The organism is Micromonospora globbae (assembly GCF_036184225.1).
Classification (GTDB): domain Bacteria; phylum Actinomycetota; class Actinomycetes; order Mycobacteriales; family Micromonosporaceae; genus Micromonospora; species Micromonospora globbae.
In genome coordinates this window covers 5,580,478-5,595,019 of record NZ_CP108084.1, presented here as the reverse complement: position 1 = coordinate 5,595,019, position 14,542 = coordinate 5,580,478, and the positions used below count along the sequence as shown (strand labels likewise).

General features: G+C 73.7%; 15 protein-coding genes. 12 read left to right on the top strand and 3 right to left on the bottom strand.

Features of this window, described 5'->3' with window-relative positions:
• Positions 1–63: 63 nt before the first annotated feature.
• On the bottom strand, positions 64–1,158 hold the full coding sequence (locus tag OG994_RS25340) for an aminotransferase-like domain-containing protein (protein WP_120331418.1): 1,095 nt from the start codon (positions 1,156–1,158) through the stop codon (positions 64–66).
• 210 nt (positions 1,159–1,368) lie between these two features.
• On the bottom strand, positions 1,369–1,761 hold the full coding sequence (locus tag OG994_RS25335; RefSeq protein WP_328851179.1) for a CBS domain-containing protein: 393 nt from the start codon (positions 1,759–1,761) through the stop codon (positions 1,369–1,371).
• Positions 1,762–1,874: 113 nt separating this feature from the next.
• On the opposite strand from OG994_RS25335, the gene OG994_RS25330 reads away from it, so the two are divergent.
• The 5 genes from OG994_RS25330 (at position 1,875) to OG994_RS25310 (ending at position 5,671) form a co-directional block, all read left to right on the top strand.
• Positions 1,875–2,324: an NUDIX domain-containing protein gene (locus OG994_RS25330; RefSeq protein WP_120331416.1), complete on the top strand. Its 450-nt coding sequence runs from the start codon at positions 1,875–1,877 to the stop codon at positions 2,322–2,324.
• The gene (locus OG994_RS25325) at positions 2,321–3,091 is read left to right on the top strand and encodes a hypothetical protein (protein WP_328851178.1); all 771 of its coding nucleotides are present in this window, start codon (positions 2,321–2,323) and stop codon (positions 3,089–3,091) included. Before OG994_RS25330 ends, OG994_RS25325 begins: the two co-directional genes overlap by 4 nt.
• A gap of 93 nt (positions 3,092–3,184) precedes the next feature.
• A complete protein-coding gene (locus tag OG994_RS25320) occupies positions 3,185–3,916 on the top strand; it encodes a phosphocholine cytidylyltransferase family protein (protein ID WP_328851177.1) in 732 nt (243 codons plus the stop codon).
• A complete protein-coding gene (locus tag OG994_RS25315) occupies positions 3,904–4,971 on the top strand; it encodes an iron-containing alcohol dehydrogenase family protein (RefSeq protein WP_120331413.1) in 1,068 nt (355 codons plus the stop codon). The genes OG994_RS25320 and OG994_RS25315 overlap by 13 nt, the downstream gene beginning before the upstream one ends.
• Positions 4,946–5,671, top strand: a complete 726-nt coding sequence (locus OG994_RS25310; RefSeq protein ID WP_328851176.1) for a CDP-alcohol phosphatidyltransferase family protein — start codon at positions 4,946–4,948, stop codon at positions 5,669–5,671. The genes OG994_RS25315 and OG994_RS25310 overlap by 26 nt, the downstream gene beginning before the upstream one ends.
• Before the next feature lie 40 nt (positions 5,672–5,711).
• Here the strand turns inward: OG994_RS25310 and OG994_RS25305 are convergent, their stop codons facing one another.
• On the bottom strand, positions 5,712–6,986 hold the full coding sequence (locus tag OG994_RS25305; protein ID WP_328851175.1) for a glycosyltransferase: 1,275 nt from the start codon (positions 6,984–6,986) through the stop codon (positions 5,712–5,714).
• Positions 6,987–7,010: 24 nt separating this feature from the next.
• Here OG994_RS25305 and OG994_RS25300 point away from each other — a divergent pair, with 24 nt between their 5' ends.
• The 7 genes from OG994_RS25300 (at position 7,011) to OG994_RS25270 (ending at position 14,425) form a co-directional block, all read left to right on the top strand.
• Entirely contained in the window at positions 7,011–7,871 is an 861-nt protein-coding gene (locus OG994_RS25300) for an Fpg/Nei family DNA glycosylase (RefSeq protein WP_328851174.1), read from the top strand.
• A 266-nt stretch (positions 7,872–8,137) separates the two neighbouring features.
• Positions 8,138–9,709, top strand: a complete 1,572-nt coding sequence (locus OG994_RS25295; RefSeq protein WP_120331409.1) for a sugar transferase — start codon at positions 8,138–8,140, stop codon at positions 9,707–9,709.
• 43 nt (positions 9,710–9,752) lie between these two features.
• Entirely contained in the window at positions 9,753–10,979 is a 1,227-nt protein-coding gene (locus OG994_RS25290; protein WP_328851173.1) for a sensor histidine kinase, read from the top strand.
• A gap of 35 nt (positions 10,980–11,014) precedes the next feature.
• Positions 11,015–11,782 carry a LytR/AlgR family response regulator transcription factor gene (locus tag OG994_RS25285; protein ID WP_120331451.1) on the top strand — a complete coding sequence of 256 codons (768 nt, stop codon included), beginning with the start codon at positions 11,015–11,017 and terminating at the stop codon, positions 11,780–11,782.
• A 53-nt stretch (positions 11,783–11,835) separates the two neighbouring features.
• Positions 11,836–12,504: a DUF5701 family protein gene (locus tag OG994_RS25280; RefSeq protein ID WP_240033183.1), complete on the top strand. Its 669-nt coding sequence runs from the start codon at positions 11,836–11,838 to the stop codon at positions 12,502–12,504.
• 173 nt (positions 12,505–12,677) lie between these two features.
• On the top strand, positions 12,678–13,358 hold the full coding sequence (locus OG994_RS25275) for a response regulator transcription factor (RefSeq protein WP_120331406.1): 681 nt from the start codon (positions 12,678–12,680) through the stop codon (positions 13,356–13,358).
• Complete coding sequence (locus tag OG994_RS25270) at positions 13,355–14,425, top strand: HAMP domain-containing sensor histidine kinase (RefSeq protein ID WP_328851172.1); 1,071 nt, start codon at positions 13,355–13,357, stop codon at positions 14,423–14,425. The genes OG994_RS25275 and OG994_RS25270 overlap by 4 nt, the downstream gene beginning before the upstream one ends.
• Positions 14,426–14,542: the final 117 nt, after the last annotated feature.

Sequence of the window (14,542 nt, the reverse complement as noted above, 5' to 3'; positions counted from 1 at the left end):
GCCGCCCGGGCGGGAGTCCCGGGGCGGCCGGCAACGCCATTCTGTCGGGAATCCGACAGAAACTCACCCGCGAACCGCTTCCACCGCTTCTGCGAGCCGGCGTACACCCTCGTCGATCCGGTCGGCGGTCACCGCGGAGAAGGCGAGCCGCAGGGCGTGCTGCCCGCCGTCGACCATGAAGTCGCTGCCCTTCACCACGGCCACGCCGCGCTCGGCCGCCGCCGGGGCGAGCCGGTCCACCAGGACGTCCTCGGGGAACTCCACCCAGAGGAAGTAGCCGCCGTCGGGCTCCACGAAGCGAACCTGCGGCAGGTGCCGGCGCAGCGACTCGGCCAGGACGCGGGCGCGCTCACCGAGCGCGGCCCGCACGGTCTCGATCGAGCGGTCGATCTCACCGGACACGCAGAACTGGTGCACGATCGCCTCGGAGACCATGCCCGGCGAGATGTAGAGGCTCGTCGCCTTCTTCGCGATGTCCGCGATCAGGTCGGCCGGCCCGACCAGGTAGCCGACCCGGACGCCGGGGCAGACCGTCTTCGTGAAGCTGGAGGCGTGGACCACGACGTCACGCGTGTCCAGCGAAAGCATCGACGGCAGCGGCTCGCCCCGGAACCGGATGTCCGCGTACGGGTCGTCCTCGAAGATCGTGAACTCGTACTCGGCGGCCAGGTCGAGCAGCTCCCGCCGCTTCTCCAGCGAGAGCGTCACACCGGCCGGGTTCTGGTAGTTCGGGATGATGTGCGCCAGCCGGGGGCGCACCCCCGACTCCAGCAGCTTGCGCAGCTCGGCGGTGTCCAGGCCGTCCGGCTGGATGGTGACGCCGTGCAACTCGCTGCCCATCCGCTTGAGGTTGAGCAGGGTCCGGTCGTACGTGGGCCGCTCCACCACCACCGCGTCGCCGGGGCGGACCAGGTGGTCGAAGAGGAAGGCGTCGGCCTGGAGCGAACCGTTCGTGATGAGCACCTGCTCCGGCGCCACCCCGTGCTTCTCGGCGATCCACCTGCGCAGGGGCGGGTAGCCGACGGAGGTGCCGTACGCCGTGACCCCGGCGGGGTCGGCGTCGAACGCGCGGACGGCGGCGGCCTTGAGCCCCTCGACATCGACGATGTCCAGCGAGGGCGCACCACGGGCGAAGGAGATCAGCTGCTCGGCGGTCATGGCTGTTGAGCGTACGGGCGGCCACCGGGCGTACGCCGACGGCACGGCGATGTCCGCATCCTGAGCCACCGGGTCGGGTGACCTCGGCCGAACCCGCGGTGCGGCAAGTCGGACCGGAAGGGCGAGCGGGTCGTGCTGCGCCCGCCGGCCGGCGCGTTCCGTGGGCCGGGCCTCGCCCCGGAGTGCCGTCCCCGGGCGCGCCGGTTGCGGTCAGGACGCCGGCACCATCCGGCTCGCCGCCCAGACCCGCATGATGTCCCGCACCGAGATGACGCCGGCCACCTCGCGGCCGTCGAGCACCACGAGGTGCCGGAACCCGCCCCGGGCCATGGCCGCGGCGGCCTCCTCCAGCGTCCAGTCCGGGCCGGCGTAGACGACGTCCCACGTCAGGTGGGCGCCCGTGCGCTCGACGTCGCAGTCCAGCCCCGCGCCGATGGCGTTGAGCACGTCCCGCTCGGTCATGATGCCGACGCCCTCGGAGTCCGGGTCGATCACCACCGCCGATCCGACCCCGCGGGCGGACATCATCCGGGCCGCCTGGCGGAGCGTGTGCTCCGGGCCGACCACGAGGACCTGGCTCGACATCGCTTCCCGTACCTGCATCACGCATCACCCCTGTGGGACGGTGGCATCCGGTACGGACATGGTGAGCCGTCGATGTTACGGGAACAAGACCGGCGTCGCCGACACGCCGTGCGGCTCGCTAGGGTCGGGGCGTGTCCACCGAGCCCCTGCGCTGCGCCGGCGCCCTCATCGTCGACGACGAGGGCCGCCTCTTCTTCCAACGCCGGTCCCCCGACCGGCGCCTCTTCCCCAACTGCTGGGACGTGGTCGGTGGCCACCTCGAACCCGGCGAGGACGTGGAGGCCGCGCTGCGGCGCGAGGTGACCGAGGAGACCGGCTGGACGCTCTCGCGGCTGCTCGCGCCCGTCGGCGAGTACCGCTACGTGGGCGACGACGGCCTGGAGCGCGTCGAGAGCGACTGGCTCGTGCAGGTCGAGGGCGACCTGGACCGGCCCCGGCTGGAGGCGGGCAAGCACACGGAGTACCGCTGGCTCGCCGAGGAGGATCTGGCCCTGCTCGACGAGCACCGGGACGTCAACGACGGCCTGATCCGCCGGATCGCGGAGGAGGCCTTCGCCGCCCTGCGTGCGGCAGGTCGGTGAACCACACCGTCGAGCTGGCGCCGCACCGGTTCGCCGGGCTGGTGGCCCCGGCGGTCGACCGGGCCTTCGACGCCGGCATGCGCGCCGGCCGGGAGCGGGGCGGCGCCGAGGTGAGCCAGCGGTACGGCGGGCCGGCGGCGACGGGCTTCCTGGTGGAGTTCCGCACCCGCCTGGCGGAGCCCGGTGGCGTGGTCGACGGCCCCGGGTTCGCGGCGGCCACCCGGTACCGGGACCCGGCCGAGTGCCGGCGGGCGCTGGACAAGCAGGTGGCGTACGGGATGCTGCACCGCCGGCCGGACGGCGGGGTGGCCGCCACCGAGCGGGGGCTCGCGTTCCTCGGCGAGCTGTGGCAGTTGCACGCCGAGGTGACCGCGGAGCTGTGGGCCGGGCACGAGCAGCGGGTGCTCCGGCTCGTCGAGGCGCTCGGGCGGATGCTCGCGTACGCGCTCGTGCTCGGGGCGGAGCAGCCCGGATCGGCGGGGGCGGCGTTCGCCGCGATGGCGCCGCCGTACGAGCCGGACGGCACACCGCCCGCGCTGCTGCTGCTCAACCGGCTCGGCACGCTCCGCTACCACCGGGACGACGCGTACGCCGCGGCCTGGGCCGCCGCCGGGCACACCACGCAGAGCGTGACGGCCCTGCCGCCCGGCCCGGAGCGGCTGGCCATCGAGCAGGAGACGGACCGCCGGGCGGCGGGCCCGTACACGGTGCTGACCGCCGACGAGCGGTTGACGATGCTCGCCGACCTCGCGGCGCTGCCGGGCTGAGCGGCGGGGGTGAACCCCGGTTGACCGGAGGCACCCGGGCCACCGGCGCTATCCTCCACCGGTGACCGGAGTCGTACGAGGGAGGATGCCGGCATGATCGGGATGGTGCTCGCGGCCGGGGCGGGACGCCGGCTGCGCCCGTACACCGACACCCTGCCCAAGGCGCTCGTGCCGGTGGACGGTGACGTCACCATCCTCGACATCGCGTTGCGGAACCTCGCCGAGGTCGGGCTCACCGACATCGTGATCGTCGTCGGCTACGCGGCCGACGCGGTGCGGGAGCGGCAGGCCGACCTGGAGAAGCGGTACGGCGTCAGGCTGACCCTCGTGCACAACGACAAGGCCGAGGAGTGGAACAACGCCTACTCGCTCTGGCTGGCCCGGGAGTACTTCGCCCAGGGCGTGCTCCTGGTCAACGGCGACACCGTGCACCCGGTGAGCGTGGAGAAGACCCTCCTGGCCGAGCGGGGGCCGGGCATCCTGCTGGCCGTGGACACCCTCAAGCCGCTCGCCGAGGAGGAGATGAAGACCACCTTCGACGCGGCCGGCCAGCTCACCCGGATCACGAAGATGATGGACCCCGGTGAGGCGTACGGGGAGTACATCGGCGCGACGCTCATCGAGCCGCAGGTGGCCGACGCCCTCGCCGACGCGCTGGAGACGACCTGGCGGCGCGACCCCAACCTCTACTACGAGGACGGCTACCAGGAGTTCGCCGACCGGGGCGGCGAGGTGCGGGCGGCGCCGATCGGCGACGTCTCCTGGGTGGAGGTCGACAACCACGCCGACCTGGCGCGGGCCCGGGAGATCGCGTGCCGCTACTAGCCCGGAGCGTCCTGACCCCGCTGCACATCGACGTGCGGCGGGGCGCGGTGGCCGACCTGGCGGCGATCCTGGCCGACGGGCGCATCTCCTCCGGGGGCGACGTCGCCGTGGTGGTCGGCCCCGGCCAGGGGGAGCGGATCGCCGAGTTGATCAAGCCCTCGCTCGGCTCGGCCGACGTGTTCACGGCCGCGGGCGGCACCCTGGAGGCCGCCGACGACCTGGGCGGAAAGCTGCGCGCCCGCTCGTACGACGCGGTGGTCGGCATCGGCGGCGGCAAGACCATCGACGTGGCCAAGTACGCGGCCACCCGTCGCGGCCTGCCGATGGTCTCGGTCGCCACGAGTCTGGCCAACGACGGGATCGCCTCCCCGGTGGCCAGCCTCATCACCGACGGGATCAAGGGCTCCTACGGGGTGCACATCCCGATCGCGGTGATCGTCGACCTGGACTTCGTGGAGAGCGGCTCGGAGCGGCACAACCGGGCCGGCATCGGCGACGTGGTGAGCAACATCAGCGCGCTGGCCGACTGGGAGCTGGCCCGGCAGGTGCGCGGCGAGCCGGTCGACGGGCTCGCCGCCTCGCTGGCCCGGATGGCCGCCGAGTCGGTGCTCAGCCACCCCGGCGACATGGGCGACGACGCCTTCGTGACGGTGCTCGCCGAGGCGCTGATCGCCAGCGGCCTGGCCATGGCCGTCTGCGGCACCAGCCGCCCGTCCAGCGGCGGCTGCCACGAGATCATGCACGCCGTCGACGCGCTGTTCCCCGGCACGGCGTCGCACGGCGAGCTGGCCGGCCTGGGCGCGCTCTTCTGCACCTTCCTGCGCGGCGACACGCAGCGACTCGGGCAGATGGCGTCCTGCCTGACCCGGCACCGCCTGCCGGTCACGCCGGCCGAGGTCGGGCTGACCGACGACCAGTTCGTCGACGCGGTGATCTTCGCCCCGCGTACCCGGCCGGACCGATACACCATCCTCGAACACCTGGCGATGTCGCCTTCCGACGTTCGGGCGCGGCTGGCAGACTACGCCGGTGCGATCCGCGACCACCTCGGCTGAGCCGTCCCGTCCCACCGTCGCCGACTTCCACCGCACGAACCGGGGCGGCGGCCTGTTCAGCGAATCGATCAGCCAATGGCTCGGCGCCGCGTTCGCGGTCGCCGCGCACCGCCTGGGGCTGCGCCCGACCGCTCTGACGATCACGAACCTCGTGCTGGGGCTCGCCACGTCGGTCACGGTGGTGGCGCTGGCCGGCCGGGTGGCCGACGGCGACGTCCCGGCCTGGGTGGTCGGGCTGCTCGCGCTGGTCGGCTGGCAGGTGGCGTACGCCCTGGACTGCGCGGACGGCCAGCTCGCCCGGGTGACCGGGCAGGGCAGCCCGGCGGGCGCCCGGGTCGACGTGCTCTGTGACGTGGCGGCCCAGATCGCCCTGGTGGCGGCGCTCGGCGCGACCGCCGTGGCGCAGCACCCGTCGACCCCGCCCTGGCTCGTGGCGGCGTTCGCCGGCACGTGGATGGTCAACCTGGTCACCTCGGTGATGCAGGCCGGCCCGAACGCGGCGAGCATGGTCACGTCGACCTCGCTGCCCGTACGCCTCGTGAAGCTGGTCCGCGACTACGGCGCGGTGATCTTCGTGGCCGCGCTGGTGCTGCTGCTCGCCCCCGCCCTGGCGCTCTGGGTCGTGGTGGCGTTCACCGTCGTCAACGGCGGCTTCCTGCTGGCGAGCATCGCGTTCAGCGCCCGCGCCTCCCTCCGCTGACCCGCACCGACCCGGCTCCCGCCGACTGGTGTGGGGCCGGTCAGGGCGTGGCCGGGGTCTTGGCGCGCATCAGGCCGGCGTACACGTCGACGAGCTGCCCGGTGACCACGTCGGGGTGGAAGGTCCGCTCGTAGCGGGCGCGGGCCGCCGCCGACAGCGTCGCGGCGCCCGCCCGCGCGAGCGGCAGGGCGGCGGCCAGGGCGGCCGGCTCCGGCGGCACCACCCAGCCCGCCTCGCCCGTCACCGCCCCCGTCGGCAGGGTGGCCCTCCCGTCGCCGGGTACGGCGGAGGCGACCCGCGCCGGGCCGGTGCCCGCGGGCTCCCGGGGAGTGTCGGCCCCGACCAGGTACGGGATGCCGCCGAGCGCCGTGCCGAGCACCGGGCGGCCGCTGGCCAGCGCCTCGATGATCACGGTGGGCAGCACGTCGTGCCACGTGGAGGTGGCCAGCACCACGGCGCTCGCCTCGAGGGCGGCGCGGACGCCGGCCCGGTCGAGCGGGCCGAGGAACGTGACGTCGCCGCGCTCCGCGGCGGCCGCCTCGGCCAGCGGACGCAGCTCGCCGTCGCCGGCGATCCGCAGCGGCCCGAGGGCGCCGTCGGGGTGCCGGCGCCAGGCGTCCAGCAGCAGGTCCAGGCCCTTCTCGGGGGAGAGCCGGCCGAGGAAGAGGAACCCGTCGCCCAGCGGGGCGGGCCGGCCCGGGTCCGGGATGCCGTTCGGCTTCACGACGATCCGCTCGTCGGGGATCCCGTAGTCCCGCAGGTGGTCGGCCACCGCCGAGGTGAGCGCCACGAACCGGTCCACCGAGCGCCAGGTCGGCCGGTGCACGGCCAGGGTGGTGGCCATGAGCGCGCTCTGGGCCCGGGAACCCCGGTAGCAGCGGTGCACGATGGCCGGCACGCCCAGCGCCCGTCCCCGGCAGTCCTGGCAGATCACCCCGTCCCGGAAGTAGAGCCCGGAGGAGCAGACCTGCCGGTAGTTGTGCACCGTCTGCACCACCGGCACGCCGTGCCGGTGTGCGGTGCGCACCACCCAGGGCGAGAGCAGGGGGTACGGGTTGTGCAGGTGCAGCACGTCCGGCCGGTGCTCCTCGATCAACCGGCTCAGCTGCTGCTGCGCCCGCGGCGCGTAGATGGGTGAGACGGGCAGCAGGGCCTTGGCCGTACGCGGCATCGTGGGGATCTCGTCCGAGCTGCGCAGGAACGGCAGCACCTCGACGCCGGCCGCGGTCAGCTGGGCGATCTCCGCGTCGACGATCGTGTTCTCCCCGGACGGCTGGGCTTCCCGGTACCGGTTGTGCGCCACCACGATTCTCACGGGAAAGAAGGCTACCGTTGGCTGATGCCCGAACTACCGGAGGTTGAGGCGCTCGCGGGCTACCTGCGCCAGCGGGCGGTGGGCCGTCGGGTCGACCGGCTGGAGGTCGCCGCGATCAGCGCCCTGAAGACGTACGACCCGCCGCCGAGCGCGGCGACGGGGCGATCGGTGGTGGACGCGCGCCGGCACGGCAAGTTCCTGGACGTGGTCCTCGACGGCGACCTGCACCTCGTGGTCCACCTGGCCCGGGCGGGCTGGCTGCACTACCGGGAGGCGTTCCCCGGCGGGGCGCCGCTGCGCCCCGGGAAGGGCCCGATCGCGCTGCGGGTACGCCTCGACGACGGCTCGGGCTTCGACCTCACCGAGGCCGGCACCCAGAAGAAGCTCGCCGCGTACCTGGTGACCGACCCGGCCACCGTGCCGGGGGTGGCCAAGCTCGGCCCCGACGCGCTGACGGCCGACCTGCCCACCTTCACCGAGCGGATACGCAGCCGGCGCGGCCAGGTGAAGGGGGTGCTCACCGACCAGGCGGTGCTGGCCGGGGTGGGCAACGCGTACTCCGACGAGATCCTCCACGCGGCCCGGCTCTCCCCGTTCGCGCTCACCGACCGGCTGACCGACGAGCAACTGGCCGCCCTCCACGCCGCCACCCGGCAGGTGCTCGGTGACGCCGTGACCCGGTCGCTCGGCCAGCGGGCGGCGGAGCTGAAGGCCGAGAAGCGCTCGGGCCTGCGGGTGCACGCCCGCACCGGGCTGCCCTGCCCGGTGTGCGGGGACACGGTCCGGGAGGTCTCGTTCGCCGACTCGAGCCTCCAGTACTGCCCGACCTGTCAGACCGGAGGCAAGCCGCTCGCTGACCGTCGGCTGTCCCGGCTCGTACGGTGAGTAACGACACTGCCGGTTACGGAGCGGAATCGGCCGGGGATGCGCCAGTGTCCCGCTCGGCGGTTCTACCAACGGGGTCATCCATCGGTATAGTGGCCCGGTCCCCGGCTTCTGATGAGCAGTGGAGCCGGCCAGATCCCGCCGGCACCACCGGGCGCGAAATGTCCTTCGGGTCCGGCGGCCGATCGGGCCCACGTGGGAGACTGGGACGGTGGGCGACCCGTGCCCCTCACGGCGAGTGAGCGGCGCGCGTCATGCGGGAGGACATGGGTGAGGTGACGGCAAGCCTCCAGCGCCCGGTAACCAACACAGGCCGGAGCAGACTCGTGCGGCACGTCGACAGCTTCGAGATCCAGCCGCCGACTCCGCCGTCGCACAACGGCGTACCCCGGTCGGCATGGGCCCGGGCTCGCCGGCGGGTCTCCCGCTGGCATCGTCCCTACACGGCCATCCTGCTGTTCCTCGACTTCGCGGCGGCCGTGTTCGCGAGCTTCACGGCGATCCACACCTTCGACCAGGCCCGCGCCGGCTTCTACAACGCCAAGAACGACCCCACCTGGTTCTTCACGGTGGCGTTCGTGCTGCTCCCGCTGGGCTGGGTGGTCATCCTCTGGGGCAACCGGGCGTACGACCGGCGCTACCTCGGGCTCGGCCCGGACGAGTTCAAGCGGGTGATCCGGGCCGGCGTCGCGGTCGCGGCGACGGTCTCCTTCCTGGCGTTCGCCACCAAGACCGACCTGTCCCGTTACACGGTCGGCACCGCGCTGCTCGGTGCGCTGCTGCTGATCCTGCTCGGCCGCATCCTCGCCCGCTTCGTGCTGCACGTGATCCGCCGCAACATCGGCCAGGGCGGCCACCGGATGGTGCTGGTCGGCACCCTGCCCGAGTGCCTGGAGGTCTACACGGCGGTCACCCGCAACCCCGCCGCCGGGCTGGTCCCGGTCGCCATCCACCTCACCGACGGCTACGCGGCGTCCCGCGGCATCCGGACGCCCGTGCCCGTGTACGCGGGGCGCGACGTGCTCGCCCTCGTGCGGGAGGTCGGCGGGGACACCATCGCGGTGTGCGGCTCGGCGAGCGCCGAACCGGGCGAGCTGCGCCGGCTGGCCTGGCAGCTGGAGGGCTCCGGCGTCGACCTGGTGGTGGCGCCGCAGCTCACCGACATCGCCGGTCCCCGGGTGCACATCCGCCCCATCGAGGGCCTGCCGCTGCTGCACGTCGAGGAGCCGACGCTGTCGGGTCCGGCGCTGCTGGCCAAGAACCTCATGGACCGGGTCGCCGCGGCCCTCGGGCTGCTGCTGCTGATCCCCGTGTTCGTGGCCATCGCGATCGCCATCAAGATCTCCGACCCCGGGCCGGTGTTCTTCCGCCAGCCGCGGGTGGGGCACGAGGGGCGCACGTTCCGGGTGTGGAAGTTCCGCACCATGTACGTCGACGCCGAGGAACGGCTGGCCAGCCTGGTCGACCAGAACGAGACCGACGGCATGCTGTTCAAGATCAAGCAGGATCCGCGGGTCTTCCCCGTGGGCCGCTTCCTGCGGGCCTCCTCGCTCGACGAGCTGCCGCAGCTGATCAACGTGCTGCGCGGGGAGATGTCGCTGGTCGGGCCCCGCCCGCTGCCGGCGGACGACGGCGACTTCCTCGGGGACGTGCGCCGGCGGCTGCTGGTGCGTCCCGGCATGACGGGGCTCTGGCAGGTCTCCGGCCGCTCCGACCTCTCCTGGGACGAGGCGGTCCGCCTGGACCTCTACTACGTCGACAACTGGTCCCTCGCGTACGACCTCAGCATCCTCTGGCGGACGGTCGGCGTGGTGCTCGCCCGCAAGGGCGCGTACTGACGGCGTCTGGCGCCGCCGCCCGCCAACCGCCAGGATTCCAGGCGTGGGTGGCAACCTCTCGGCGGTTCTCGGTGTCGTCTCCCTCGTCAGCGCGCTCGCCGCGGCCCTGTACGCGGTCGGCCGGCTACGCGCCCGCCGGGGCATCGCCACCGCCACCCAGCGGGCCACGTACGAGGTGCTGCACACCGCCGGGCTGGCCGCCGAGCCGCTGCGGGCGGGGCTGAGCGAGGCGGGCGCGGCGAAGGCCGTACGCCATCTGCGGGCCCTCGTGGGCGCGCCCGGCCTGGCGCTCACCGACCGGGAGAGGTTGCTCGCGCTCGACGGACGCGGCACCCACCACGGCGAGCAGCTGCTGGCCGCGGCCCAGCGGGCGGTGGCGGCCGGGCGCTCGACGGTGCTGGGCGAGTCGGAGCTGTGGTGCGACCGGGTCGACTGCCCGGTCCGGGGCGCGGTGGTCGCCCCGCTCACCGGTGCGGACGGGCGGGTGGCGGGCGCCCTGGTCGCGGTCGCCGACGGCCCGCCGGCGCCGGGTCTCGTGCAGGCGACGCTGGAGACCGCGCACTGGGCGGGCAACCAGCTCGCCCTGGCCGAGTTGGACTCGTCCCGCGAACGGCTGGCGCGCGCCGAGATCCGCGCCCTGCGGGCCCAGATCAGCCCCCACTTCATCTACAACGCGCTGACCGCGATCGGCTCGTTCGTGCGGACCGACCCGGAGCGGGCCCGCGAGCTGATCCTGGAGTTCGCCGAGTTCACCCGGTACTCGTTCCGGGCGCACGGCGAGTTCACGACGCTCGCCGAGGAGCTGCGGTCCATCGACCGCTACCTGACGATCGAACGCGCCCGGTTCGGTGACCGCCTCCAGGTGCGCCTGCAGATCGCCCCCGAGGTGCTGCCGGTGACGCTGCCGTTCCTCTGCCTCCAGCCGTTGGTCGAGAACGCGGTCCGCCACGGGTTGTCCCGCAAGCCGGGCACGGGCATGGTGAGCATCGAGGCGCGGGACGCCGGCGCCGAGTGCCACATCACGGTGGAGGACGACGGGGTGGGGATGGATCCGACGACGCTGACGGCCGGCATCGCGGAGCTGGCGCGCAGCGCCGGCGACCCGGGGGAGGACTCCGGGCAGCACGTCGGCCTCTCCAACGTCGACGAGCGGCTCCGGTCGGTCTTCGGGGACGGCTTCGGCCTGGTCGTGGAGACCGGGCTCGGCTCGGGCACGAAGGTGAGCATGCGGGTGCCGAAGTTCCATCCGGGCGTACGGGCGGGTTCGTGAACGAACGCAGCGGGCGACCGACGGGGGTGAACGCCGTGAACGCGTCCGGTTTCCTGAGGGTGCTGGCGGTCGACGACGAGCCGCCGGCGCTGGACGAGCTGGCGTACCACCTGCGGGCCGACCCGCGCGTGGCCCGGCTGCACACCGCCGGGGACGCCACCGAGGCGCTGCGGCTGCTCCGCGACGGCGACGTCGACGTGGTCTTCCTGGACATCCGGATGCCCGGCCTGGACGGGATGGAGCTGGCGCGGGTGCTGCGCCGGTTCGCCCGACCGCCGGCGATCGTGTTCGTGACGGCGTACGACGACGGCGCGGTCGACGCGTTCGACCTGGGCGCCACGGACTACGTGCGCAAGCCCGTCCGCGCCGACCGGCTCGCCGAGTCGCTGCGCCGGGTGATCGGCTCTCGGGTGGTGCCATCGCACCCGGCCGCGCTGGCCCGGGCCGAGGAGGATCCGACCATCCCCATCGAGCTGGCCGGCACCACCCGGATGCTGCCCCGCTCGGCGGTCCGCTGGGTCGAGGCGCAGGGCGACTACGCGCGGCTGCACACGGCGGACGGCTCGCACCTCGTCCGGGTCTCGCTGGCCACGCTGGCGGAACGCTGGGCGGACGCGGGCTTCGTCCGGATCCACCGGTCGTACCTCGTGCAGTTGAAGCTGATCGCCGAACTGCGGCTGGTCAACTCGGGCTACGTGGTGGTCATCGACGGCACGGAGCTGCCGGTGAGCCGGCGGCACACCCGGGAGCTGAAGGACAAGCTGGTGCGCGCCGCGAAACAGGACTGGAACCGGCGGGAATAGGAGCGCTTGGTCGTACGCTGTACGGTAGGCCGTACGATATCGAAGGAGCCGCCGTGACAGTGACCGACGCCCCGTACGATGCCGCGACCGAGTTCGACCGCCAGGTGGCGCGCCTGGTGGAGCTGGGCTACCCGAAGCTGGCCGGGATGACCGAGGACGACTTCCGGACCCTCGTCCACCCGCTGCGCGCCGTGGCCGTCACCGGCGCGGCCGGGCTCCCCGCCCCGACCGAGGCGCGGGTGCCGTTCCTGCTGGTCATCACCCGTGACCTCGTGCCGGTCGAGGACCGGCTCGCGCTCACCACGCTGGCGGGCAAGCGCAAGCAGGGCTTCCTCGACCGGCACTACGCCGAGGGCGACCTGGCCCGCTTCGACCCGATCAAGGAACTGGAGGTGCCCGAGGGGCCCGCGTACCTGCTCTTCGACGTCGACCGCGGTGAAGAGACCCTGAACCTCGCCCCGTCGGCCGCCATGGAGGTCATCACCGGTCAGGACCGGCTGCCGATCACCATCGACGAGGGGCTCGCCTTCGTCACGCTCCACCCCGAGGCGCTCGCGAAGAACAAGTGCTTCTCGCTGGTCGGCTCCCGCTGCGGCGACAAGCGGGTGCCGGCGCTCTGGATCAGCCAGGGCGCGCCGAAGCTCGGCTGGTGCTGGTACGGCAACCCGCACACCTGGCTCGGCTCGGCGTCCGCGCGCCCGGAGCGGATCGGCCTGAGCTGATCCCCACGGACCCCGTGGGCGCGCGTACGCGGGCGCGGGGGGTGGGCCGGTACCGTCGGCCCGCCCTCCGCCCGGCGTTTCCACCGGGTTATCCACAGGGGTGACGCGTTCTCCACAGGTTATTCACAACGCGCCCCACCGATCTCCACGCCGGCTCCCTACAGTCGTGACCCATGAGGGAACGCCGGATCCTGGTCGTCGAGGACGAGCGGACCATCGCCGACGCCGTCGCCGCCCGGCTCCGCGCCGAGGGATTCACCGTGGACGTCGCCGGGGACGGCCCCGGCGGCGTCGCCACGTTCGAGGCGCGGCAACCCGACCTCGTCGTCCTGGACGTGATGCTCCCCGGCTTCGACGGCCTGGAGGTGTGCCGGCGGATCCAGGCCGAACGGCCGGTGCCCGTGCTGATGCTCACCGCCCGCGACGACGAGACCGACCTGCTGGTGGGGCTCGCCGTCGGGGCGGACGACTACCTCACGAAGCCCTTCTCGATGCGCGAGCTGGCCGCCCGGGTGCACGTGCTGCTGCGCCGCGTGGAGCGGGCCGCCGGAAACACCGCCCCACCCACCCTGCGGCTCGGCGAGGTCGAGATCCGCCAGTCGGAGCGGCGCGTCCGTCGGGGCGACGCCGAGGTGCACCTGACGCCGACCGAGTTCGACCTGCTCGTGTACCTCGCCGGCCGGCCCCGGACCGTCCTGCCCCGGGAACGCCTCCTCGCCGAGGTCTGGGGCTGGGCCGAGGGCTCCGGCACCCGTACCGTCGACAGCCACGTCAAGGCCCTGCGCCGCAAGCTCGGCGCGGACCTGATCCGCACGGTCCACGGTGTCGGGTACGCGCTGGAGGTCCCGGCGTGACCAGTGGCACCCTGCGGGTGCGGGTGCGCCAGGCCCTGGATCTGCTACCCCGCCCGCTCGACCCGGTCCGTTCGATCAAGGTGAAGCTCGGCGTCCTGCTCGTCGCCTCGGGCGCCGCCGGGGTCGGCTACTTCTGGTACGGCATCGGCTGGCTCCCGCCCCGCACGGCGGCGACGGCCATCTGCCTCGCGCTGGTCACCTCGCAGGTGCTGGCGCACGGCATGACCTCACCGCTGCGGGAGATGACGGCCGCCGCCGGGGCGATGGCCCGGGGCGACTACACCCGGCGGGTCCGCGCCACCTCCCGGGACGAGGTCGGCCAGCTGGCCGATGCGTTCAACAAGATGGCCGAGGACCTGCACGCCGCCGACCAGCGCCGCCGCGAGCTGATAGCCAACGTCTCGCACGAGCTGCGTACGCCCATCACCGCGCTCCAGGGCGTGCTGGAGAACATGGTCGACGGCGTCGCCGAGCCGGAACCCGCCGCCCTGCGGGCCGCGCTCGCGCAGACCGAACGGCTCGGTCACCTCGTGGCCGACCTGCTCGACCTCTCGCGCCTGGACGCGGGCGTCGTGCCGCTGCGCCGCGTACGGATCGACGTGGCCGACTTCCTCGACGAGGTGGTCGAGAACGCCACGGCGACGGCCGCCGGCGCGGGCCGGGACGTCACCTTCCGTCCGCCCGACCTGCCGGAGCCGCTGAGCGTCCACGGCGACCCGTGGCGGTTGCACCAGCTCTTCGCGAACCTGCTGGACAACGCCGCCCGGCACAGCCCCGCCGGGGGCATCGTGCGGGTGTCCGCGGAGGCGGGTCCGGGCGAGATCCGCTTCGAGGTGAGCGACGAGGGTGAGGGCATCCCGCCGGCCGAGCGTTCCCGGGTCTTCGAACGGTTCACCCGCGGCGACCGGGCCGCCGGCGGCGGGACGGGGCTCGGCCTGGCGATCGCCCGGTGGGTGGTGGAGCTGCACGGCGGTCGCATCCAGGTGCTCGACCCCGCCACCGGCACCGGCTGCCGCATCCAGGTGTCGCTACCCGCCCCAGGAACGATCCGAGGAGAGGCCGCATGACCACCCCGCCCGACCCGACGCCGGCCGACAGGTCAGCGGGCGGGACCGACCCGTCCGGACCGACCGACGGTCCGCCGGCTCCGCCACCCCCGGGTCCGGTCCACGCCGGAGCGACCG